The following is a 22,139-nucleotide window of genomic DNA, read 5'->3' on the forward strand; positions in this document are numbered from 1 at the left end:
GAACGATACGTGACGTGTGCATTATTTTGAAGCACTTCACGAATGAGCCCGCCGATCAGTGGCGCATCCCCGGACCGGGACGCTGATCATGTGCCCACAGCGAAGCCGAGTGTAAGGAATGACTCCGATGTCAAACGAGAAGTCTACGTACAGCCTGCCCCCTGAATTGCAGGTCACGAGTGATGGTCCAGTGCGGATTCTGACCATCAATCGACCCGAGGACCTCAACGGGGTCAATCGTGCGCTGCACCAGGCGCTGGCGGGCGTGTGGGCACAGATCGGCGACGATGCGGATGCCCGCGCGGTCATCATCACCGGTGCCGGTGATGCCTTCAGCGCCGGTGGGGATTTCGCATACATGCAGGAGAATCTCGATGATCCGGAACTGCGGGCGAAAACGATCGAGGAAGCCCGCGCAATCGTCGGTGGGATCGTGCGCTGCAAGCTACCGGTCATCGCCGCGGTCAACGGGCCCGCTGTGGGCCTCGGGTGCAGCCTTGCCGTTCTCTCCGATCTGGTCCTGCTCTCGGATCAGAGTTTTCTCGCTGATCCGCACCTACGAATGGGACTGGTTCCTGGTGATGGAGGGCTGGTCTGGCCGTTGCTGACTAGCTTATCGCGTGCAAGAGAGTATCTTTTCCTTGGGCAACGGATCATGCCGGCTGATGCTGTTCAATGGGGCCTTGCGAGTCGGGTCGTGCCGTCGGGAGATCTCGCGAGAGAGGCGCTTTCCTTGGCACATCGGCTGGCAGCGGTGCCCCAAGCTGCATTTCAGTCCACCAAGTCGGCTTTGAACTCATACGTCGATATGCACCTGGACAACGCCTTTGACATCGCCTTCACGGGTGAGCTGGAGAGCATGAGTTCACCCGAGCACCGAAATGCGGTCGATGCTGCGCGGAACCAGTCTCGAGCGCAGTCTTGATCAGGGCTGGCCGGGGCGAAGTTCTACGAACAAACCGTCGGCATCAGCAACTACGACATCCCCGTCGCGTAGGCGGGCAGAGATGTACCGCTTACGCCCCTCCTCGCGATCGAACGTTGCCTCGAGTTCCAGTCGCCGACCGATCGGGGTGATGTGGCGGTAGTTGACGTGGAGATAGGCAGTGCGCGCGACCTTTCGGCCGCCACCACTGCTGAGCCGCCCGAGGACTTCATCGAATAACAAGGGTAGAGCGCCACCGTGTGCAGCGCCGTTGCCGCCAAGGTAGAAGCGTGTGAAGGTCACATGGGCCTCGACACGTGAGTCGGTCCAGGAGTCCACAACGTGGGGGACCAGAAACGGATGCCCTCGGCCAGGAAGGTCGGTCCGGGTCCCGACCGGCGCCTGTGCTTCCGGTACCTCGTATTGTTCCAACTCACTTGCGATCTCGGAGAGATGTCGGGCAACAGCCACAATCGTCTCATCGGGGGCTGATGCCCCCGCGACCGCATCTTGAAGACGACGAACCTGCGTCATCAGGTCTGGGTAGCCCGCACCGCCGCGGTTGGCCATTGGTCCGAGATGGCTCCAACTGTCCTGTTGTCTGTCGTGGTCCCCGGTCATCGGGGAATGAAGGCAACGTCGGTGACCACAACGGTTCCGTTGTCTGTCATCGCCGAGATCGCGGCGTCCTCGAAGCCGAGGTCTGCCAGTATTTCCGACGAATGCTCGCCGAGAAGGGGGACAGGACGATCCAGCGTCAAGTCGAGGTCATCGAAGACCCAGAACGCTCCTGCGTTGTCGACTCGCCCATAGACCTTGTGCTCGGTGTGAGTTGCCAGCTTCACCCTCTGATTGTCGGGGTCGTCAAAGAACTCGTCTTGGTAGTCCACTCGGACAGATTCTGCCGGTATGCCACTTTCGCCGAGTAAGTCGAGTGCCTTGTCGACGGACAATGCGGCGAAAGCTGCTACCAGCGTGGTCTCACTCGTAGCTCCCACCGCCTCCCGCAGCTGGCCGACTTTGGTTTCGCCGACCGCCGCGACTGCCACCCATCCATCCCCGGTTCGGTAGACGCCATACCCCTCACCGACGAGCTTCTGATCGTGGTCGAGTTCCGGTGTCGGCGCAAAGCTGCCGTCGGGAAGGATCATGGTTTCGCTGTTCAGGGTGGCGGCGATCCCCATCAAGGAGGCTGTCACCATGTTTCCGTTCCCGGTCCTGTCTCGCTGGTAGACAGCTAGGAGTGTTCCGACAAGCGACGACAGAGCGGTTTGGAAGTCGAGGGGTGCGCTGCGAATCCACATCGGGGGATTGCCTTTTCCGGCGCCGGCGTCCATGTGTCCTGAGTACGCCTGCGCAATGGGGTCGTATCCTGGCCAATCCGCTCTCGGGCCTTCCGAACCGTACGAGCTCACATGGCAGTAAATGAGGTCGGGTTTGATCTTCCTCAAGGTCGGCTCGTCGATTCCGAGAGACTCTGCTGCGGGTCGGCGCAGGTTGTGATGTACGACGTCCGCCCACTTGACGAGGCGTTCGATTACGTCGCGGGACTCATCCTTGGTGAGATCGATTGCCAAGGAACGCTTTCCGCGTTGACAGCCGATGAACATCAATTCCGAGATACGCATCCGATCGCCGGTTGTTGCTTCGACCTTGATGACGTCTGCTCCCATGTCCGCCATGAGGGATGGAGCGAATGGGCCGGCCAGGAACATTCCGAAATCGAGGACCTTGAGCCCCTCAAGGGGGCGCCGGGGGTACGGACCCGCCGGTGATACGGAAAGTTCATTTCGGGCAGTCCATGATTCGCCCTGGTGTTGACCCAGGGTCGGTGCCGCCGATTGAACCATCCCTGCCGGTGACAGGTGAAATGGGTTGGTGCTCTGGCGTACTTGCCCCCACACGGGGTCATCGACTTCCGTGACGTGACCGTTGGCGATCACTTGGGGATCCTTGAGGACCTCGCCGATGCTATAGACCATGCCGGCCGGTACGTCGCCGTCCCAGAACGCTTGAAGCCACTCGTCAGAGCCTCGCTGCTCGAACATCCTTTGCCACAGATCTCTTTGCTCCGGCGTAGGCATCTGCTGAAACGGAACGAATACGTACTCTTCGCCCATCATCGCTATCGTTTCGATGACGAGTGGGTTCTCCATGAAACCGCCGAGTGTTTGTATCCAACGGCCATCGGCACATCTGAAGAGCGTAATCGCCGGGAATGCCATACGTTTGGGTAGTGGGATCTTGGCGATCAGGAAGTCGGTCGGATGTTCTTCGCGGTTCCAGAAGCACCCCATCGCGGCGTATGCGCCCTGCTGCAGGCTTGTGTGGGCAGGTCCGGCCTTACCTGTTCTCTGTCGAAGGATCAGTCGCGCCAGTATTCCGGACGCCGCCAGATAAGCTGCGGTCCAGCTCGCGAGCGGCAGTCGCAAGTGAGTCGGGCCATCGTCGTGACCCATCTGCTCGTCCATCATCGCTGTTTGAGCCTGTACGAGTACTTCGTAACCCGGCTTCTCGGCGTCAGGGTGTGTGCGCATATACCCGGTCACCGCACTCACGATCAGGTGTTGATTGTGCTGCGAAAGCGTCTGATCGTCGAGGCCTAGCGCTGCGGCCCGCGTTGGGCTGAATCCGTGGACGAGGATGTCTGCTTCTGCGAGGAGGCCGAGGAGATGCTCACGGCCCTGCTGCGTATTCAGGTCGAGGACGATGCTCCGTTTACTTCGATTCCAGTTTGAGAACGCTGCCGGGTGGTGCTCCCGGATCGGGTCGCCTTCCGGACGCTCGATTTTGATGACGTCCGCACCGGCTTCGGCGAGGAGGCGGGTGGCCATAGGCCCCGCGAGTCCCGACGTGAGGTCGATGATGCGGATGCCCTCCAGGATCGAGTTGGTCATCGCAAGTCCTTTCAGAAAATGGTTCTAGCTGCACAAATAGCAACCGAGGTATACGTGTACAGTCTAGTTTGATCGAGACTGTTTTCGCCTCCGAATCGGACATTCGCATCGTGGGGGTCGACGTCGATCTGGCCCGTCGACTCAACGCGCGAGACGTCTGCTCAGAATCCCATCGAGCGGCCGATGAGGTCTTTCATGATTTCGTTCGTGCCGCCGTACAGGCGCTGAACGCGTGCATCGCGCCACAATCTGGCGATCTCGTACTCATTGATGTAGCCGTACCCCCCGTGCAACTGAAGGCATCGGTCGAGGACCTCCCACTGGGTTTCCGTGGCCCACCACTTGGCTTCCGCGGCTTCCACGGCGGTCAATTCCCCGGCGTTGACCGCGAGTATGCACTGGTCGATATACACCGTCATGACATCGACTTTCGTCCGCATCTCCGCCAGTGCATGGCGGTTGACTTGGAAGGAGCCGATCGTTTGTCCGAACGCCTTGCGTTCCTTGGCGTATTCGAGGCTGAGGTCGAGTGCGCGAGAAGCTTGCGCTCGCGCGTGCACGGCGATGCCCAGCCTTTCCGCCGGCAGATTCTCCATCAAATGGTAGAAGCCGCGATTTTCCTCACCCAGGAGATTGTTCAGCGGTACGCGAACGTTGTCGAAGAACAGCTCGGAGGTGTCCGCTGACTTCTGCCCGATCTTGTCGAGATTGCGCCCGCGGCTGAAACCTGCCATGCCGTCTTCGACAACGAGCAACGAAATCCCGCGGTGTGGCTTCTCTGCCGATGTGTCCGTCCGGCACGCGACGATGATCAAATCTGCCAGAGCGCCGTTGCTGATGAATGTCTTGGAGCCGTTCAACACGTAGTGGTCACCGTCGCGCACTGCTGTCGTCGCAATGTGTGCCAGGTCCGATCCTGTTCCTGGCTCGGACATCGCAATTGCTGTAATATATTCTCCCAGAATATATTTGGGTATCCACCGGGCCATTTGCTCGGCGGTGGTCAAGTTCCGAAAGTAGCCGGCCACTATATCGTTCTGTACGCCGAGTCCGATGCCGACGGCACCTGAGTTGTGGAACTCCTCGGTGATGATCGCGTTGAAGCGGAAGTCCTTTATATCGAGGCCGCCGTATTCTGTGGGCATCTCCCATCCGAGAAGCCCTTGACTTCCTGCTTTTATCCAAGCGGCGCGGTCGACTTTCCCATTCTGCTCCCACTTCTTGGCATGGGGAACGCATTCACGCTCAAAAAATGTCCGGGCAGATGCGCGGAATTGATCGTGTTCGGGTTCGAAGATGTGACGCCGCAATGTTCCTCGATTCGATATGGTGCCAAGCCTCTTTGCAACGGCAACCGAAGTGTACTATACATGTATAGCAGATGGGTGTCTCCGGGTCAGCAGGTGAAGGTTGGTGGCAGATGGCAGAGGAAGTGCTGTGTGAGCGTCGTGGCGCGACGATGGTGATCACCATCCAGCGCCCGGAGGCGCGCAACGCGATCGACGCTGCGACCAGCGTTGCGCTCGCGCGAGCGATGGACGAACTCGACGACAGCGACGACGTCTCGGTCGGGATCGTTACCGGTGCGGCCGGTATGTTCTCGGCAGGTATGGATCTCAAGGCATTTGCCAGAGGTGAGACGATCGCGGTGCCAGGCCGCGGACTGGGCTTCACCGAGCGGCCGCCCAGGAAGCCGTTGATTGCGGCAGTCGAGGGTTACGCCCTGGCAGGGGGAACTGAACTCGCCTTGGCTTGCGACATGATCGTTGCAGCTGGGAACTCGCAGTTCGGATTGCCGGAGGTCAAGCGTGGACTCGTCGCCGGCGGGGGCGGGCTGTTGCGTCTGCCGGGGCGGATTCCGTATCAGGTCGCTATGGAGTACGCCCTGACGGGAGAACCGATGTCCGCGGACGCCGCATTGCGGTTCGGCCTGGTCAATCGACTCGCCCGACCAGGCGAAGCGCTGTCGATGGCGTTGCAGCTGGCGGGCCAGATTGCTGCCAACGGTCCGCTGGCAGTGGCGGCAACAAAAGAGATCATCGTCGGGGCGCAGGCGTGGTCGCCGCACGAGGCATTCGCAAAACAGCTCGAGATCTTGTTGCCGGTGTTCGCGTCGGACGACGCCGGGGAAGGCGCGCGCGCGTTTGCTGAAAAGCGCCAGCCCGTGTGGCAGGGCCGTTGATTACTGAAATCGAAAGTAGGACAGAGTGATTACTTCAGATAGCGTCGCCATCGTTACCGGGGGTGCCGGTGGGCTCGGCGAAGCGGTGAGTCGGCGTCTGCATGCGTCCGGGAATTTCGTTGTCGTAGCGGATCTGGCCGATGAACGCGCGTCACAGCTTTCAGATGAGCTGGGTGCCAGGGTTTGCTATGTCCGGACCGATGTCACAGACTCCACGAGCGTGGAGGCATGTATTGCCGCCGCGGCCGATTTCGGCGAACTCCGGCACGTGGTGATTTCCCATGGCGGTTTCGGGGTCGCGGAGCGGATAGTGAGCCGTGATGGCGCCGCGGCGCCGCTGGAGAACTTTTCCAAGACCATCGACATCTACCTGGGTGGCACCTACAACGTGTTGCGGTTGGCTGCAGCCCACATGGCCACACTCGACCCTGACGAACACGGCGAACGTGGTTCAATCGTGTGCACGGCATCGATTGCCGCCTACGAGGGTCAGATCGGCCAGGCGCCGTACGCCGCGGCGAAGGCCGGGATCGTCGGTCTGACCCTGGCAGGCGCTCGTGACTTGAGTTCGATTGGTGTTCGGGTCAATTCGATCGCTCCGGGGACAATGCGTACCCCCACCATGGAGTCTGTCGGTGACGATGCGCTCAAGCACTTTGCTTCCACTGTGCCGTTTCCGAAAAGGCTGGGAGATCCCGACGAGTACGCGGATCTCGCGCTCTTCTTACTGGGTAACAAGTATATGAACGGCGAAGTGGTCCGTATCGATGGCGCACAGCGCTTCGGCCCCAAATAGCGACTATTCCACCAATTGCAAGAGAGAGGGTAGACACCATGCGTGACGCAGTAGTTGTTGAAGCAGTTCGTACACCGGTGGGAGCGCGCAACGGAAGCCTGGCCAATGTGCACGCGGTTGACCTTTCCGCACTGGTTCTCAATGAGCTCGTCGCCAGGACGGGCGTCGACCCGGGCCTGATCGATGATGTGCACTGGGGAAATGTCATCAGTATCGGGCAGCAGTCCGGGAATGTCGCCCGGATGGCGGTTCTCGCGGCTGGTTGGCCCGAACACGTCCCCGGCTTCACCATCGATCGACAGTGTGGGTCGTCCCAGCAGGCTATCTCGACGGCAGCAGCCGCCGTGATCTCGGGGCAATCGGACCTGGTCGTTGCTGGCGGCGTTGAGATGATGTCGGGGGTACCCATGACTGCTGCCGTGGTCGAGGGTACGGGCGCGATGGGTGGTTCTGCGGTCGATAGGTACGCAGGAGCATTGACCCAGCCTGGATTCCGGGGTCATTTCAATCAGGGAGCCGGCGCCGAACTCATCGCAGAGCTGTGGGGCCTGAGCCGGACCGATTTGGACGAGTACGCGCTGCGTTCGCATGAGCTGGCGGCCCAGGCTCAAGATGGGGGTGCGTTCGACGACGAGCTCGTCGCGGTGGACACATCCGCAGGGTCCCTCGCCCGTGACGAAGGTATACGGCGAGGTTCGACGATCGACAAGCTGGCCCGTCTCAAGACCCCCTTCCTCGAAGGCGGAACGATCACTGCGGGGAACGCATCTCAGATCTCCGACGGGGCTGCCGGAGTCATGGTGACGTCGACAGAGTTCGCAGAGAAACACGGTCTGGTGCCGTTGGCGCGGATTCATACCGCAGTGGTCACCGGGGATGATCCCGTCAAGATGCTGACCGGACCGATCCCCGCGACAGCGCTCGCGCTGAAGAGATCTGGCTTGTCCATCGATGACATCGACGCTTTTGAGGTCAACGAGGCCTTTGCGCCGGTGCCGTTGGCGTGGCATGCCGAAACTGGTGCTGCGCTCGATCGCCTGAATCCACTGGGCGGTGCAATTGCTCTCGGTCATCCGCTTGGCGCGTCTGGCGCACGAATCGCGACGACGTTGATCTATCACCTCCGCCATACCGGTGGGAGATATGGCCTGCAGACGATGTGTGAGGGTGGCGGAACTGCGAACGCAACCATTTACGAGCGCCTGTGATGGAGTTCTGAGGCAGCGATGAATGTCCGAGCTGTTCCCGATCGATTGCGGCAACACTATCTGGACACAGGGTTGTGGAGTGATACGACTGTCGGGTCACTGTTGTTGGCAGGACTGACCGACAGTCCCGATCAGACCTTCCGAGTCTGGTCGAAAACTGATCCGGCGTCCCTGACTTTCATCGAACTGGAGTCGCTCGCGAGACGATTCGCACAGGGACTCGTCGCACGGGGCGTGCGGCCGGGGACGAGGGTCGCGTTTCAGTTACCGAACTGCCTGGAAGCTGCGGTCACCTTCATCGGTTGTAGCCTTGCCGGCATGGTGCTGGTGCCGATTGCCGGCTACTACGGCCGCAAGGAGCTCACCGAGATCGTGAACGGTTCCGGTGCGACTGTTCTGATCGTCCAGCATGGGGCGTTCGACGAAGGCGGCAATCTCGATGTTCCGGTCGGCGCATGTGTTGCCATGCCGATGCTGCAGGAGGTGGTGGTGTGCGGAACCTCGGGTGTTGACGGCGCACTCGACTTCGACGACCTCATCGCAGGCGGACCCATCGAGTCCGCAGTGACGACATCTGCCGACGACCCGGTGTTGCTCGCGTACACCTCAGGGACATCGGGTCAGTCCAAGGGTGTTGTCCACACGCATCGTACGATCGTCGCTGAGGTGCGAAACCATCTGGCACTCATGATCCCAGCGAATGCCACGCCTCAGATCACCGCCTCACCGATAGCACATGCCGCCGGTATGACCCTCGGCCTGTTGGCGCCCCTGTATCGGGGCGAACCCATCAATGTGGTGGATTCATTCGATGTCGACTTCATCCTGTCAATCTGCGGGAAAAACGACCTGGCTCCCGGCGGAGGTGCATCGGTGTTCCTGTCTGCCCTGATCGACCACCCTGGGTTCACAGACCGGATAGCGCGGCGGATGGGATATGTGATCCTCGGCGGCTCAACGGTTCCCGAGGATCTGGTACGACGGGCGGAGGATCGCGGTGTGACGGTTCTGCGCTCATACGGCCTGACGGAGCATCCCACGATCAGTGCCGGGTTGATAGGCGACGACAGTGTCGCGTTGCTCACCACCGACGGACAGCCCTTGCCAGGCGTCGAAGTCGAAGTTCGACTGCCGGACGGCACGATAGCGCCGTCCGGGATCGAGGGGCACATCCACAGCCGCGGTCCCGATCTTTGTGCCGGCTACACAGATCCGTCACTCACGGCGGAGTCGTTCGACAACGTCGGTTGGTTCGCCACCGGCGACCTCGGCGTCATGGACTCAGCCGGGCACCTTTCGGTCACAGGGCGAGCGAAGGACCTGATCATTCGCAACGGTGTGAACATCTCTCCGGCTGAGGTCGAGAACGCGCTGCTGTCGTGCCCCGGCGTTGCCGATGTATCCATCGTCGGAGTGCCGGACGCTCGCACAGGTGAACGGTCGATCGCTTTCGTCACGCCCGAGAATCCGGACAACGAGCCCACACTTGCCGATGTGAGGTTACACCTCGGTGCGGTCGGACTCGCGAAACCTAAATGGCCAGAGGAGCTTCGGGTGGTCTCGAGCTTTCCGAGGACGCCATCGGGCAAAATCAGGAAGATAGATCTTCGGGCATCACTCGGTTTCGAAGCATAGGCGGGTTGCTGCCACCAGCGCCGATCGGTCACTCGACAATCGGATTGATCTAGGTGGAGATCAACAAGGATGGGTCGACCTTGTCCTCGTGAACTGGGCTGTGCTCGACGTCTTGCTGGGTTCGGGTGCAACCGAGTTCATCACCGATTGATTGATGTATCGAGGTCGCGCGGCTGCTTTCGCCAGGAGGTGTCATACAAACTCCCGGCCGCTGACCGGAGCCTTCCAGGGCATGAATCCGAGCTTGCCCATTCTGCGGACAATCCTTTTCAGTCAGAGGCGCGACGGCGCCACATGCACCGTTTCAGCCGAGAGACGCCTCCCCATCGACCTCTCGGCGTCAAGTCATCTGCAGAGCAATTTCACGACCAACAAGGGCGAACCGGCCGGCGAGCCTGGCAGTAGACCAAGGGTTGCTATACATGTATAGTGAGTCGTATCACGTGAAGATGCCCCAGTGAACAGGTTCACTGGGGCCGAAGGACCTATCTCCAGGTGATCAGTTCGGCGCCGGAATCCGCAGACAGCCAGCCTATTTCACGATATCTGCGGCCTTCTGTGTCCATCCACATAGAGAGAAATATGACAAGCTTCCTCGGCTACACGCTGCTGAGCCTCGGTACGGGCGCTCTCTATGCGCTCCTTGCATGTGGGGTGCTCATCATTCGGCGCGGCACAGGTGTCCTGAACTTCGCCCAAAGCGGATTCTTGCTATTCGCTGCATACTTCTTCGACCAGCTCGCTACAGCCTGGGACATCCCACGGGCGCTCGCTGGGATCATCACAGTGTTCGTCACCGGCGTCATCGGGCTTGCGTTTCACGTGGTGGTGATGCGTGCATTGCGCGAGACCAGTCAGCTGAACAAGGTCATCGCAACCCTCGGCTTGTTGATCATTCTCCAAGCAGCGGTTGGGCTTCTCTTCGGTAGTGCGACACGGTTGGCCCCCTCGGTGCTCCCTCGTGCCGAGATTGAACTGGCCGGTCAATTGATCGGTTGGGATATCCTGGTCCGACTGGGCGTCATTGCCGCGATAACGCTCTGCCTCTGGCTGTTCTATCGCTATACGACATATGGTCACGCGGCTACTGCAGTTGCGGAGAACGAGCAGTCGGCCGCCTCGCTGGGCTGGTCACCGGACGCTATTGCCGGGATGTCGTGGTTCGGCGGGGCTGCACTGGCGGGTCTCGGGGGAGTGCTGTTGGCCCCTCTCCAGAACCCGCTGAGTTCGGGAAACTTACTGCTCCTGATCGTTCCGACACTAGCCGTTGCGCTGGTCGCGGGATTTACTTCCTTCCCCATCGCCTTCTTTGCGGGACTGGCGATCTCGATCCTGGAGCTGCAGATCCAGGTTCACAGCGGCGACGGTTCCTCCTTGAAGGGGCTGGATAAGGCTGTGCCGGTGTTGCTGATCGCGGTATTCCTGATGATTCGTGGCCGAAGCATTCCTGAGCGAGGGCATCTGAGCGAAAAGCTACCCAGACTTGGGAGTGGACGAGTCAATGTCCCTGCCCTGCTGATCGCCAGTCTTCTTGTGTTGGCGATGATCTGGTTGGTCCTTCCAACGACCTGGCTCAACGCGCTCACAATCAACTCCATTTGGGCGATACTGCTCCTCTCGGTAGTGGTCCTGGTCGGTTACACCGGACAGCTGTCACTTGCGCAGGTCACATTCGCCGGCATCTCTGCTCTTGTCGCAGGACGCCTTGTCGCCGTGTACGGCTGGCCGCTCGAACTGGCATTTGTCGCTGGGATCGTTGTTGTCGTCCCCGTCGGCTTGTTGTTCGCGATTCCAGCGCTTCGAACGCGTGGAATTCAACTCGCAGTTGTGACTTTGGGAATGTCAGTTGCCGTGGACGCCTTCTTTTTTCAGCGGCAATACTTCTCTCCGGCTCCCGCCGGCACGGGCCGCTCGGTCTTTGGAGAAGCACTCAGTAGGCCTGAGGGAACGCTGGTGGGTGAGTCGACACTATTCGGTATCGACATCGACAACACGCTTCATCCCGAGCGATATGCCACTCTCGTTCTGGTCGCCGCGGTGGTGATCGGTTTGCTCGTGGCCAACATTCGCCGTGGCCGGGTTGGGCGCAGATTGATTGCGGTCAGGACCAATGAGCGTGCGGCTGCATCTTTGGGCATCAGCATTTTCGGGGCCAAGATGTACGCGTTCGCGTTGTCCGCTGCGATTGCAGGCGCGGGCGGTGTGCTGTTGGCGTTTCAGCAGAGAAATATCACCTACGGCGGTGGGATGTTCGATCCATTCCAGGGCATCCTGATCATCGCCTTCGCTGTCGCCGGTGGTGTCGGCTACATCACTGGTGCCTTCGCTGGTGCGACTCTGGTTGCGGGTGCGCTGGCGTCACGGATCTCTGACGGCCTCAGTGGCCTGTTCAGCCGTTCTGCCACGTTGGCGCGGGTTGCCGGTGCAGTCCTTGCCGCGGTGGTGGGATTTGTTGTTGGACAAAGTGTTCAAGAGAGAATTGTGAACAATGTCAGATTCCGCAGATGGGCACGATATGCGCCGGTTGTCGGTCTGGTCACGTTCGCAGTTCTGGGGGTTGTCTTCTCTGATCACATCCAGGGCTGGCTGGGTGACCTCGAGAGGTACCTGCCGCTCGTGGGCGGGATCGTGCTGATCCTGGTACTGATGCAGCCGGGTGGTCGAGGGATCGCGGGGACAACAGTGGATCAGATCTCGTGGGTGTCTTCCAAGGTGCCGAAGCGTTTCCGGCGGCGCGACGTCGGCCGGGCCGAGATGGTGGGCCAGCTTGCACAGTCCACGCATAACCGCGCTGATTCAGTCACGTTGACGGTCGCCGGCCTCGGTGTTCGGTTTGGTTCGGTTCGGGCCGTTGATGATGTCTCGTTCACCGTCGAGGCCGGCAAGGTCGTCGGGCTGATCGGACCCAACGGTGCGGGTAAGACGTCAGTTGTAGACGCCATCACGGGGTACAGCCCCGCTGCTACAGGGCAGGTCACGCTCGGCGACCAAGCATTGCACGACCTTCCCGCCCACAAACGTGCTCGTGCGGGTGTCAGCCGTTCCTTCCAGAACCTCGAACTATTCGAAGACCTGAGCGTGCTCGAGAACATCAGGGCAGCGAGCGATGATCGGAGGCTGGCCGCCTATGCGACTGATCTCGTCCACCCTGGAAACCGACCGCTCAGTTCGACCGCAATAGCGGCAATCAAAGAGTTCGATCTGCTGGATGATCTGCATCGTCCGGTCCGTGACCTCCCGTACGGTAGGCGACGCCTCGTCGCGATTGCGCGTGCGGTGGCTACCCGTCCGTCGATTCTCCTCCTCGACGAACCGGCGGCCGGCCTCGACGAGCAAGAGAGCGCTGAATTGGCGGTTCTCACAAGGAAGCTCGCCGACGAGTGGAACCTGGGCGTTCTGCTCATCGAACACGACATGAACTTTGTGATGGAGATCAGTGACCACGTCATCGTCTTGGACTTCGGACGAAAGATCGCCGAGGGCACTCCGCACGAGGTCCAGGCAGACGACAGCGTTCGTGTTGCGTACTTCGGTGCCACGACCACCGAACCAGTAGGGAGTCACTGATGACCAGCATCATCGCCGCCTGCGATCTCGAGGTTGGATACGGACCGATCCCGGTGCTACACGGCCTCGATCTGGAAGTGAATGCGGGCGAAGTCGTGGCGTTGCTCGGCCCGAATGGAAGTGGGAAGACTACGACCTTGATGGCCCTCGCAGGTGCTCTGTCCCCGAGTCGCGGGGAGGTACGGTGGAAGGGGGAGGTAGCTCATCTTCCCCTGTATCAACGCACTCGCCATGGCCTGTCGATCGTGACCGAGGAACGTTCGGTTGTCATGTCGCTGACGGCGAGACAGAATCTGCGTCTGGCGAGAGTAGATCCCGAAGCGGTTGTCGTAGACTATCCCGAGCTCGCTGACCATCTCGATCGGAAGGCTGGTCTACTTTCGGGTGGGCAGCAGCAGATTCTCACCCTCGCTCGCGCACTCGCCCGACGACCGGACGCCCTGCTCGCTGACGAACTGTCCCTCGGCCTTGCGCCTCAGATCACCTCACGACTGTTGACCGCGGTGAGATCGGCCGCCGACAGCGGTATGGCTGTGCTGCTGGTCGAACAGCATGTGAGGAAGGCGCTCCAGGTTGCCGACCGCGTTTACGTATTACGCCAGGGACGCATCGACTGGTCCGGAACAGCTGCCCAGGCCTTGGCGAATCAATCTCGTATCGAATCTTCGTACCTTGGCGGCAACACATCCACGGCCACGACCCCGTAGTCCGGAAGAGTTCGGACCATTCGTAACCAATGAGAGGCAAAAATGTTCAATAAGAAGATAATTGGGGTGTGCTCGACCGCGGCTGCACTCGTCCTTGCGATGGGTGCGTGCTCGGACGGTGACGGCTCTTCCGGTGGGTCATCGGAGTCATCGTCAGGTGGCACGATCAAGCTGATGACGGTTGCACCGACCGAGACCTCGACCGGCGGTGCGAACCTGCCCGAGTCGATCGCGGCGGTGCAAGCTGCGGTCACCGCCCTCAACGACAGGGGCGGTATCAAAGGTCAGCAAGTTGAGCTGACTGTGTGCAACAACAAGAATGACGCGACCGCTGCTGCCGCGTGTGGACAGCAAGCGGTGGACGAGAAGGTGGTCGCGGTCGTCGGGATGTACTCGCAGACCGGTGGTGAGATGGCGCCTCTCGAATCGGCCTCGATTCCCGCGGTCGGTAGCGTCGGGATCGCAGGCGATGGTTCTGAGCTGACCAGTAAGATGAGCTTTGTCTACTACAACCCTGTCTTTGGCTTCGTAGCTTGTCCTTCTGTTTTGGCAGCTGACGGGGTCAAGCAAATAGGTGGAATCAGTTCGGATGTAGCCGCGTCCCAACGGACTGCGGCTCTGGTCCAGGCGGGCGGTGTGGCCGCAGGTAAACCGATCGATCCAAATATCAAGCTGCCGCTGAACACCAGTGACTACGCTCCTGCGGCAGCTCAGCTCGTCGACGGCGGCGCGGACGGCGTGACCATGGTCTCGACCGAGCAGGGCAGCGTTGCACTCATGCGAGCAGGCGGGGACAAGCTGAAGTATTGCAATGCACAAGGCGCACTGTCCGAACCAAGTCTTGCCAGCGCAGGTCCCTCGGCGGCAGGCTTCTACGAAAGTGGCCCGTTCCCGCCCTTCTCTGCGGCAAGTGAGTATCCGGAGTTGCAGCAGTTCACTACCGAGATGGATGCAGCCTTCGCTTCCGGTGACAAGGCTGCCGCGCCTGAATTACGCAAGGCCACATCCCTCAACGCGTGGTTGGCAGTACAGGCTGTGGACAAGGTGGCCGAGCAGATTTCCGGTGACGTCACCAGTGCGTCGCTTTTGGACCAACTGAACAAGACGACCGACCTCGATCTAGGTGTGGTCCCGCCCCTGAACTTCACCCAACAGACACCGATCCCCGGACTGGATCGACTGTTCAACACAACTGTCCGCGCAAACAAGTGGGATGTTGCGTCGAAGCAACTCGTGCCGGCGTCGGACACCTTGTACAACGGCCTGGAATTGCTCTCGAAATCTCAGGGGTAGCACCCGCGGAGGCCGGCACCAGGCGCACCCCCATGCGCGGGTCCGACTCGGATCTGGACTCACAAAAGGGGATGGATGCGCGCGCGGCGGCGAGAGGACTCGACGCCGCGCGCGCTTTCGTCATCCTTTGCGGATGCACCGACAACCAAGGCGGGAAAGACATCCGGGGCTTCCCAGTCGCATGCACCTTCGCCAAAGCGGCCTGTACACGTAAAGCCGGGAGACGGTACGATCGCATCGTGATGGGTTCTGGTGATTCGAACGTAGACAATGATTCATTGGTCGGTAAGGTTGCTCTGATTACCGGAGCTGGCCGCGGCATTGGACGCGCCGAAGCAATACGGTTGTCGCGCAGAGGAATAATCGTTGTCGTGAACGATCTGGGTGTTGCAGTCGACGGCACCGGCACGGATACATCTCCGGCCCAGAGTGTAGTTTCTCAGATTGAGGCAGAAGGTGGGCAGGCGATCGTCGATCACACCGACGTCGGATCGTTGGCCGGTGGCGAAGAAGTTGTGCGCAAGACCGTGAGTGAGCTTGGGCGTATCGATATCCTGATTAACAACGCCGGCTTTGTGCCGGCACCGGGAGATGTTGAGAGACCGATCGAGGCGGATGTTGACGCTCAACTCGATATTCATTTCAAGGCTGCGCTGGGAACGATAAGTGCGGCGATCCCCTGGATGAAGAACCAGAGGTTTGGTCGGATCATCAATACGGTCTCGGAGGTTGCACTAGATTCCAGATACGGGGGTGGCACATACGCCTACGCTGCGGCCAAAGCTGCGCTGTGGTCGCTGACTCTGTCGATGTCGTCCGATTTCGTTGATGAGGGGATCACCGTCAACGCCATATCGCCGGGCGCTGCGACCCGGATGAACGCCGCTTATCTGGATCCATCCCGAACAGATCTTGCGCCGGACCATATCGCTCAGGTCGTTGAGTATCTCATCTGTCCGTCGGCAGGTGATTTCAGCGGTCGGGTCATACATGTTGCCGGCGATCAGCTTCGAGAGTTCATGGTCCGTCGAACTGCCGACAGCGGCGCTGTTCGACGCATTGAACTATTTCGTCAATCCGATGAGTCGGTGACGGACGAAGCCTAGGTCCATGGATGAACAAGTGCAGCTGGTTGTGTCGGGCGAATGGAAGAGGCGCGATCTAGTTTTGATGTCTCGGAAGCTGGCGGCATACCCGACGTCGAGATGGCCATCTCGTTGATCGCGTCGGAGCTTCTTGGCGATTGGCCCGTGGTGGCTGTCGGCTTTCCGGGTGGCGGATACTCGCGAGGGCGTACATACGGTGGCCGGGTAGTTGTCGCGACCAGAATGATCATGCCAGCCGAACTGGATGTTCCACCGCCGACCATCTCGGACTCGGAGGCAGCTCCGATCCCCCGGCCGCAGGGGCTGGTCCGGTGAAATCAGCTCTGTCCCAGCACATGCGCGATCAGCGTCGCGAGCTCTCGCGGGGCATCGCTCTGCACCGAATGACCGGCGCCGTCGATCGTCACCACGTCGGTGTGTGCCCGGCGGTCGCGGAATCGCACGACGTCCTCGTCGGAAGTGAAGGCGGATCGACCACCGCGGACGAGAGTCATCGGGGCCGTGGCTGCTCGCAGATCGTCCCAGAGCGGTTGCGCCCGGGGCGCTTCGCGGAGCCGATCGTAGCGCCACTCCCAGCGGCCGTCTGAGCGCCGCCGGGTGTTGTGGATGACGCCGCGGCGGATCGATGTCAACGATCGGTGTGGTGCCGCAGCGTGGGTGCGGTCGATGATCTCGGCGAGATCTGCGAAGTCGTGGGGCCCGTCGATCAATGCGACGGTTCCGCGGGCCTGCCGTTCGAGTTCGGCTGCGCGGCTGGGTGATTCCGGTGTGACATCAACGATGACGGCGCGTGGCACGAGGTTCGGGACTGTCGCCGCGAGGCGGATGGCGGTGAGCCCGCCGAGTGACATGCCCACCACCAGCTCGACTTGGGGAGCCAGCTCCTCGACCACCGGGGTGATGGCTTGTGCATTGGGTGCCGGCGAGTAGTCGCTGTCGGCGCGCCAGGACGAGTGGCCGTGTCCGGGGAGGTCGATCGCCAGCGCCGGTATTCCCAGGGTCAGTAGGACGCTGTCCCACGTGTGTGCGTTCTGCCCACCCCCGTGGAGAAACACCGCCCGCGGACTCGGGGCACCCCATGCCAAAGCGCTGACCTGATGGCCCTCAACGGTGGTGTCGATGCGTCGGACGGTCGGAACCGGGATTTCCAGACCGAGTTCGTCAGCGGTTTCGCGCAACAGGCTGAACTCGTCATTCACGGGTTCACTGTATCGACTCACGTCGTCGAGAGCGATTCGCGACGATTGTCGGTCTGGTACGGAACGTTCGCGGTTTCCACAACAGTGGTTTGTCACTCGGCGCGGAGCAGGATGGCTCCGGATGGCACTCCGCCACCTGCGGTGACGACCGCGACGTGTGCGTCATCGACCTGCCGGCCGGGTGCCTGCCCTCGCAATTGCAGCACCGCCTCCCTGAAGTGCCCGTAGCCATGCGTACGTCCAGCGGAGAGTTGCCCGCCATGCGGATTCACCGGTAGCGGTCCGTCGATGGCGATACCTCGTCCGCGATCGATGAAATCCTCGGCGCCCCCGAACTCACAGAAGCCGAGTCCTTCGAGCCAGGACAGGGCGTTGAAGGTGAATCCGTCATAGAGCATCGCGACGTCGACGTCGTCGGTGGTGAGGTCGGTTCGAGTCCACAGGTGGTCGGCCGGGCCCAGCGATTGGGGCAGGTGCGTGAGCGTGCCTTGATCCCAGGAGATTCGCTCGGTGATCTGGGTGCCCACCGCCTCGACGCGGACCGCAGTGCCGGGGAGGTCTTTGGTGGTCTCGATCGCGGACACGACTACCGCGACCGCTCCATCACAGGGAACATCGCAGTCGTACAGGCCGAATGGTGACGACACCATTCGGGCACCGAGATAGTCGTCGATTGTCATCGGCTCGCGATAGACGGCTTCAGGGTTCGCGGATGCGTTGTTTCGCCCATTGACCGCGATCCAGCCGAGGACCTCACGGTCGACGTGGTAGCGATGCAGATACTGCGAAGCATGGCAGGCGATCCAATTCGCCGGCGACATCGCCCCGTAGGGTGCGCGTTCTTCGAGCATTCCGGTTGCGCGCTGCTCGGGGATGTGCCATTGCCCGGTTCGTGACAGCTCTGAATATGTTGACTCCCAGACTGTCCGGAAGCACAGCACATGCCGGCACAATCCCGATGCGACCGCGAGCATGGCTGCGACGATGGACCCGTTCTGGCCGGGAAGTTCTCCACCACCGTTGACCCACGTGGGATGGATGCCCAGGGCGTCTTCCATGGCCATGATGCCTCCCTCCGACATGCCGGCCGGTGCTGCGCCCGGGTACGTGGAGAGACCGTCGATGTCGGCGAAGCGCAGTCCCGCGTCCTGTACCGCCTGCCGGCAGGCGGTGATGGTCAGGGAGAGCGGGTCAACCATCAGTCGTCGTCCGATCTGCGACTGGCCCACTCCGGTGATTGCGACCTTGTCCTCGAACTTCGTCGTGGATGCCCTCGGCCGTAGGTTGGTGTGTGTCGATGAGGGGTCGGGGACATCGAGGACGGCGTCGTCGCGGTCCGGGTCGGGCTCGAACAGCGGGAGCCAGATGTCGTCGGCGGCGTGCTCGAACGTGACCCGCACCGGCATGCCGATGCGGAGCGTCTCCGGCGCGCAGTGGACGATATTGGTGGTCAGGCGGACATCCGGGTCGTCCTGCAGCGCAACGATGGCGACGACATACGGAGGAGGGAACCGTGGCAGCCACTGCTGGGTGTTGACAGTGAATCCGACAACCGTCGCGAGGCCGCTGGTACCAGTCATCGGCACATCTTCGTGCCCGCAGTGGCGGCAGACGGGCGGCTTCGGATGTGTGCGCCGGCCGCAGGAGCTGCATTGGGCGATCCGGAGGATGCCGTCGGCGCCGGAGGCCCAGAACTCCGCACTTGTCAGGGTCGGTTGCGGAAGCACCCGCCCGGTGTCGACGATCGGAGTCTCGGTGGCCGCGTCGACCGCGGAACCGGTGTGTTGCGACATCGGACAGGTCCCTTCAGGCAGGAGTGAAGCGCAGTGCCGGTAGATCAGCGTCAGAGCCCGACTCGAACACTGCCTTGACGGGCATGCCAACGGCGAGTTGGTCTTCGGAGCAGCCAATGATGTTGGTCAGCACCGTGACCCCCTCATCGAGGGTAACCCAGGCGATCACGAACGGCGTGTACTCCGCCCACTCTCCGAAGGCGCGTCTGACGACCGAATAGCTGTACACCTCGCCGCGGCCGGTCGCCTCAGGCCACGCAAGCGAATCGCCGGCGCAGCGGGGGCAGAATCCTCGTGGGTACCAGAAGAACTGCTGACAGGCCTCGCAGAACGGCAGCACGAGGTGTCCCACCCGTGCGGCATCCCAATACGGTGCGGTCTCGGGGTCGAAGGCCGGTTGATCGGTGGGCAGTCCTCGCTCGAAGTAGGTGGTCATGGGTATTGCTCCAATACGGCTGCGGCACTGTAATGCCGTTGAGAGAGTCGGAATCCGGTTCCCGCCACGAGTGCGAACTCGAGGTCGGGGACCTGTACGGCAGGGGTGGCCTCGCCGCGGAGTTGCCGGACCGCTTCGATCGTCTTGGTCATTCCGCCGCGATTTCCCGGGTGGTTGTTCATCAACCCGCCACCGTCGGTGTTCACGGGCACTCGCCCGCCCGCCGCGGTGAGACCGAGGTTCTCGACATATCGCCCGCCCCGGCCCCGTTCGGCGAAGCCGAGATCTTCGAGCGCGAGCAGCACGGTGATGGTGAACGAGTCGTACAGGGACAGGTAGCCGATGTCTTGTGGCCCGAGCCCGGACTCCGCGTAGGCCTGCTCCCCGGCGCGCCGGTTGGCCGAGTAGGTCAGGTCGATCTGCCCGAGCATCGAATCCTTGTGCGCCTCACCGTAGCCCCGCAGGATGGCTCCGCGCCTTCCGAGGTCCCGTGCGATGTCAGGGTGGACCACGACCAGCGCACCACCGCCGTCAGTCATCACGCAGCAGTCCATGACGTGCAGTGGATCGGCTACGAGGGGGGAGGCCAGCACCTGCTCGACGGTGACCGGCTCCTGGAGTTTCGCATTCGGGTTGTGTTTGGCGTGCTCGGACGCCGCCACCTTGATCCAGGCGAGTTGTTCGGACGTGGTGCCGAACTCGTGCATATGGCGTCGCGCCACCAGTGCGTAGTCGGCGACCGGACCGTAGCCGCCCCGAAATCCGTTGTTCTCGAAGCTCGCCACGGGGCCCGGAGGCAACGCCAGGGCTGCGCTCTTGGTACTCGCCTGGCTGGGCAGTCCGGCCAGGCTGATCACCGCGACTCGGCAATGACCGGCAGCGATGGCGGCGGCAGCCTGTCCGATATAGGCGACATAGGTTGCGCCGCCGAGTTCGCCGGAGGCGGTCACGCGACACTCGATGCCGAGGTACTCCATCATGTCGACCGGGCCCAGGCCGGGAGTCGTTGCATCGCAGAAGAAGCCATCGACATCGGCGAGCGCCAGCCCCGCATCGGCGAGCGCACCGAGGATCACCTCGCGGTGGACCTGCGCGATGGTGTGGTCAGGGAGCTTTCGACCCGGATGCTCGTAGGCGCCGACGATGACTGCCGAACCGTTGAGTGAAGGGATCATGAGTGGACTCCGATCGTCGTCTCGACCAGGACGCCGTCATCGATCAGCGATTGGATGGTCTCGGGCGGTAGGGAGAGTTCGGCCGCCACCTGGCGGCTGTGCTGACCGAGGGTGGGCGCCGGTCGCACGCCGGCGCCGGTGCCGGCTGAGAAGCTGGCGGGGTACGGCGCGAGGCGCAGCGGCCCGGCCACGGGATGGTCGACAGATTCGAAGAAGTCGACGTCGGTCAGGTGCGGGTCGTCGAGCAGATCGTCGAGGGACCGGACCGGGATGACCGGGATGTCGGCGCCGGCGAGCGCCTTTTCCCAATACGCCGACGGATGTTTGCGCAGTTCGTGATCGACGAGGGCGTAGAGCTCGTCGATGTGCTGCGTGCGCCCGGTGATCGTTCGGTAGCGCGGGTCGTCGGTGAGCTCTGCACGGCCGATGAGATCGAAGAAGGACAGCCACATCCGGTCGGTGTAGACGACCACGCCGAGGTAGCCGTCGCTGGTGGCGTATGGGCGCCGGAACGGCGACATGAGGCGCGGATAGCCCGTGTCGCCACGGGGTGGATCGTAGGTCCGGGCCCCCTGGTGGTCGAGAAGGTTGAACGCGGCCATCGTCTCGAACATCGGTACCGTGATGGCACACCCGCGACCCGTGCGTTCGCGACTGAACAGAGCGGCGAGAATCGAGTTCGCCGCCACCAACCCGACAGTCTTGTCGGCGATCGCCGACTTCACGTAGGTGGGCGGCCCCTCTGGTCCGCCCTGCACCGAGGCCATGCCGCTGACCGCTTGGATGACGTCGTCATAGGCGGCTGTTCCGTCATATCGCCCGCCCGCGCCGAAGCCGACGAGATTGGCGACGATACAGCGCGGATTCCGGTCGAGAATCGCCTCGGTGCTGATCCCGAGGCGTTCCAGCGCACGGGGCCGCATGTTGGAGACGAAGACGTCGGCGGCCGCGACGAGTTCGAACAACAGGTCGCACCCGCGCTCCTTCTTCAGATCCACGGCAAGACTGCGTTTGCCATGGTTGGCGCTCAGGAAGATCGGCCCGAGGCCCGTCCCGTCGTGATCGAGGATGCCGCGAACCACATCCCCTTTGGGATCCTCCACCTTGACCACGTCGGCCCCCAGACGTGCGAGCTGCATGGTGCAGTACGGGCCCATGAACGTGGTCGTCAAGTCCACGATGCGCACGCCGGTGAGTAGGTCGGCAGAATGCGTAGCCAC

At 61.7% G+C, this 22,139-nt stretch carries 17 protein-coding genes; 9 read left to right on the forward strand and 8 right to left on the reverse strand.

Features of this window, described 5'->3' with window-relative positions:
- Positions 1-127 precede the first annotated feature (127 nt).
- A complete protein-coding gene (locus tag ACVT6V_RS10935; RefSeq protein ID WP_489899774.1) occupies positions 128-925 on the forward strand; it encodes an enoyl-CoA hydratase/isomerase family protein in 798 nt (265 codons plus the stop codon).
- Here ACVT6V_RS10935 and ACVT6V_RS10940 read toward each other — a convergent pair whose 3' ends face one another.
- The 3 genes from ACVT6V_RS10940 to ACVT6V_RS10950 form a co-directional block, all read right to left on the reverse strand.
- A complete protein-coding gene (locus ACVT6V_RS10940) occupies positions 926-1,459 on the reverse strand; it encodes a hotdog domain-containing protein (protein WP_489899775.1) in 534 nt (177 codons plus the stop codon).
- Between the two features lie 83 nt (positions 1,460-1,542).
- Positions 1,543-3,822, reverse strand: a complete 2,280-nt coding sequence (locus tag ACVT6V_RS10945) for a CoA transferase (protein WP_489899776.1) — start codon at positions 3,820-3,822, stop codon at positions 1,543-1,545.
- Positions 3,823-3,983: 161 nt separating this feature from the next.
- Positions 3,984-5,132, reverse strand: a complete 1,149-nt coding sequence (locus ACVT6V_RS10950; RefSeq protein ID WP_489899777.1) for an acyl-CoA dehydrogenase family protein — start codon at positions 5,130-5,132, stop codon at positions 3,984-3,986.
- Between the two features lie 110 nt (positions 5,133-5,242).
- Between ACVT6V_RS10950 and ACVT6V_RS10955 the strand changes: the two genes are divergently transcribed.
- The 8 genes from ACVT6V_RS10955 to ACVT6V_RS10990 all read left to right on the forward strand — a co-directional run bounded on the left by ACVT6V_RS10955 (position 5,243) and on the right by ACVT6V_RS10990 (position 16,316).
- Positions 5,243-6,004 carry a crotonase/enoyl-CoA hydratase family protein gene (locus tag ACVT6V_RS10955; RefSeq protein ID WP_489899778.1) on the forward strand — a complete coding sequence of 254 codons (762 nt, stop codon included), beginning with the start codon at positions 5,243-5,245 and terminating at the stop codon, positions 6,002-6,004.
- 25 nt (positions 6,005-6,029) lie between these two features.
- Complete coding sequence (locus ACVT6V_RS10960; protein ID WP_489899779.1) at positions 6,030-6,800, forward strand: SDR family oxidoreductase; 771 nt, start codon at positions 6,030-6,032, stop codon at positions 6,798-6,800.
- Between the two features lie 38 nt (positions 6,801-6,838).
- A complete protein-coding gene (locus ACVT6V_RS10965; protein ID WP_489899780.1) occupies positions 6,839-8,008 on the forward strand; it encodes a thiolase family protein in 1,170 nt (389 codons plus the stop codon).
- Positions 8,009-8,026: 18 nt separating this feature from the next.
- On the forward strand, positions 8,027-9,643 hold the full coding sequence (locus ACVT6V_RS10970; RefSeq protein ID WP_489899781.1) for an AMP-binding protein: 1,617 nt from the start codon (positions 8,027-8,029) through the stop codon (positions 9,641-9,643).
- 582 nt (positions 9,644-10,225) lie between these two features.
- On the forward strand, positions 10,226-13,210 hold the full coding sequence (locus tag ACVT6V_RS10975) for an ABC transporter permease subunit (protein WP_489899782.1): 2,985 nt from the start codon (positions 10,226-10,228) through the stop codon (positions 13,208-13,210).
- On the forward strand, positions 13,210-13,917 hold the full coding sequence (locus ACVT6V_RS10980) for an ABC transporter ATP-binding protein (RefSeq protein ID WP_489899783.1): 708 nt from the start codon (positions 13,210-13,212) through the stop codon (positions 13,915-13,917). Before ACVT6V_RS10975 ends, ACVT6V_RS10980 begins: the two co-directional genes overlap by 1 nt.
- A 174-nt stretch (positions 13,918-14,091) precedes the next feature.
- The gene (locus tag ACVT6V_RS10985) at positions 14,092-15,210 is read left to right on the forward strand and encodes an ABC transporter substrate-binding protein (protein WP_489899785.1); all 1,119 of its coding nucleotides are present in this window, start codon (positions 14,092-14,094) and stop codon (positions 15,208-15,210) included.
- Between the two features lie 242 nt (positions 15,211-15,452).
- Positions 15,453-16,316 (forward strand): SDR family NAD(P)-dependent oxidoreductase, encoded by an 864-nt coding sequence (locus ACVT6V_RS10990; RefSeq protein WP_489900776.1) that lies wholly within the window; start codon positions 15,453-15,455, stop codon positions 16,314-16,316.
- A 317-nt stretch (positions 16,317-16,633) separates the two neighbouring features.
- Here ACVT6V_RS10990 and ACVT6V_RS10995 read toward each other — a convergent pair whose 3' ends face one another.
- The 5 genes from ACVT6V_RS10995 to ACVT6V_RS11015 form a co-directional block, all read right to left on the reverse strand.
- Entirely contained in the window at positions 16,634-17,515 is an 882-nt protein-coding gene (locus ACVT6V_RS10995; protein WP_489899786.1) for an alpha/beta fold hydrolase, read from the reverse strand.
- Between the two features lie 92 nt (positions 17,516-17,607).
- Complete coding sequence (locus ACVT6V_RS11000; RefSeq protein WP_489899787.1) at positions 17,608-19,308, reverse strand: thiolase C-terminal domain-containing protein; 1,701 nt, start codon at positions 19,306-19,308, stop codon at positions 17,608-17,610.
- 13 nt (positions 19,309-19,321) lie between these two features.
- Entirely contained in the window at positions 19,322-19,744 is a 423-nt protein-coding gene (locus ACVT6V_RS11005; protein ID WP_489899788.1) for a Zn-ribbon domain-containing OB-fold protein, read from the reverse strand.
- A complete protein-coding gene (locus tag ACVT6V_RS11010) occupies positions 19,741-20,919 on the reverse strand; it encodes a thiolase domain-containing protein (RefSeq protein ID WP_124708157.1) in 1,179 nt (392 codons plus the stop codon). Before ACVT6V_RS11010 ends, ACVT6V_RS11005 begins: the two co-directional genes overlap by 4 nt.
- Positions 20,916-22,139, reverse strand: coding sequence for a CaiB/BaiF CoA transferase family protein (locus ACVT6V_RS11015; RefSeq protein WP_489899789.1), 1,224 nt, complete (start codon positions 22,137-22,139; stop codon positions 20,916-20,918). The genes ACVT6V_RS11010 and ACVT6V_RS11015 overlap by 4 nt, the downstream gene beginning before the upstream one ends.

It is taken from the genome of Gordonia sp. LMA167 (assembly GCF_058130025.1).